At 34.6% G+C, this 1,973-nt stretch carries 2 protein-coding genes; both read left to right on the top strand.

What is annotated here, in order from left to right:
• Positions 1-168 precede the first annotated feature (168 nt).
• The gene (locus tag V7149_RS17205) at positions 169-1,116 is read left to right on the top strand and encodes a DUF1259 domain-containing protein (protein ID WP_335346834.1); all 948 of its coding nucleotides are present in this window, start codon (positions 169-171) and stop codon (positions 1,114-1,116) included.
• A gap of 359 nt (positions 1,117-1,475) precedes the next feature.
• Positions 1,476-1,943 carry a tetratricopeptide repeat protein gene (locus V7149_RS17200; protein ID WP_335346833.1) on the top strand — a complete coding sequence of 156 codons (468 nt, stop codon included), beginning with the start codon at positions 1,476-1,478 and terminating at the stop codon, positions 1,941-1,943.
• Positions 1,944-1,973 lie beyond the last annotated feature (30 nt).

Below are 1,973 nucleotides of genomic sequence, written 5' to 3'. Positions count from 1 at the left end.
AAAGGGCCATTTAATTGAGTAAGTGTTGCTTTTAAAAAAATAGTCCTGTGCTATTTTTTCTTTAACCCTCCGTCACTAACGAGCTGTTATGTACAAGAAAAAGGATGAATGGGGAATTATAATATCGTTTCCTAATATTTCGCTATACATCTAAAGGAGAGTTACTCTATGTACAAATGGAAATATATTATAGTTGCTTTTTTAGTTGTTGTTTTGCTCTATAATTTTACATCGAATCCCTTGATTCATGCGATGAAAAACTCTTCTTCTCCTAATCACATCGATTCAACAGATCATTTACCACAGCAAGTAAACTGGAAACTAGTTGAGAAAGCGATGGGAAAATCAGGTGTGATGAAGCTAGGTGAAGTTTTTTATATCAGCCTCCCACGTAGTGATTTGAAAGTAACTGTCAAAGGAATGCCTATCCAGACTGGTTTAGCTTTAGGGGGCTGGACAGCTTTTAAACAAATGGATAATCAAACAATGGTTATGGGTGATTTAGTTCTTACAGAAAATGAAATTCAGCCTGTCATGAATCAACTTTTCCATCAAGGAATTCAGGCTTCTGCATTACACAATCATTTACTAGGCGAGTCACCCCGGATTATGTATTTGCATATTGAGGGGCATGGTAATCCAGTTCAATTAGCTAAAGCGATTAGATCCGCCTTGAAACTAACAAAAATACCATGGAACGACAAACTACCAGATGATTCGCATATCTTTTCCATTGATAAACAAAAGCTTGATAAAATATTTAGACATAAAGGTACAGTTAGTGGTGGCGTTTATCATATGGCTATTCCTCGGTTAGAAAAAATCATGGAAAATGGCATGGAAATACCTCCTGCTATGGGGGTATCAACATTGATCAATTTTCAGCCGACAAAAAATGGGACAGCAGCAATAACTGGTGATTTTGTACTTACTGCAGAAGAGGTAAATCCTGTTGCTAGAACGTTACGTAAACATGGTATAGAAGTAACTGCTTTACATAATCACATGTTAACCGAGAATCCTCGATTGTTTTTTATGCATTTTTGGGCAAATGACGATCCAATCAAATTAGCTAAAGCACTACGTGAAGCTATAGATAAAACTCATAGTATGTAGACTGTTTAGTTCGAATGCTAAATAGAATAAAAAATCAGTGTATTTTCCAATTAACGAGTGACGTTCAATAAAGTAATTTGAGAAGTGGGTTGCACTAAATGACTTTATGATCTTCCAGAATAGGGCGCAATTCTGCAGCAAGAAATGTGCTTTTTTCTTTTTGGTTTGGGCCACATTGTGGAATAAGTTAGATAAAATAGAGAAGATTGTGAAGAAATGTACTTAAGCTAAAGGGCAGAATACTTTAAAAGAGAATGTCTGGGTTCATCTTAATATTATTGGTATTGTTTGAAACATTTGGAATTATATGTACAATAAAGGGGTGCTTAGTAAAAGAATAGAAGGAGAGTAGAGTATTTATGAAAATCAGGAATCTTATCTTTATTTTTGTAACATTGATTTGCGTAGTTGGTTTATATCTTTTATTAGATTTTGAAAAGGATTATAGCAAACTTACAATGGAAGAGTTACACGAGTTGGCACAAAAAGAAGATGCAGAAGCACAAGGGATGTTAGCGTACTATTTTCAAGAAGGAATAGGAGTAGAGGTTGATTCCGTAGAAAGTTTAAAATGGTATGTTAATAGTGCTAATAATGGAAATACATCAGCTATGGTCAACTTAGCTTATCTTTATGGAAATGGAATTGGTGTAGAAAAAGATTTAACAAAAGCATTTGACTGGAATTTGAAGGCGGCTAAAAGTGGAGATTCAAGTGGCATGTTTAATGTTGGTAAGAAATATGAGCTTGGCATTGGTGTAGCTAAAGATATAGAGAAGGCTAACTATTGGTTAGAAAAAGCTAAAAAAGCAAAGGGATCTCTATAATAGTCTTGTTGAACTAAACCAGCTAATAGT

It is taken from the genome of Bacillus sp. JJ1503 (assembly GCF_036965125.1).
Lineage (GTDB): Bacteria > Bacillota > Bacilli > Bacillales > Cytobacillaceae > Cytobacillus.
Note: the sequence above shows the minus strand (reverse complement) of the source record. Positions and strands in the feature narration are given on the sequence as shown.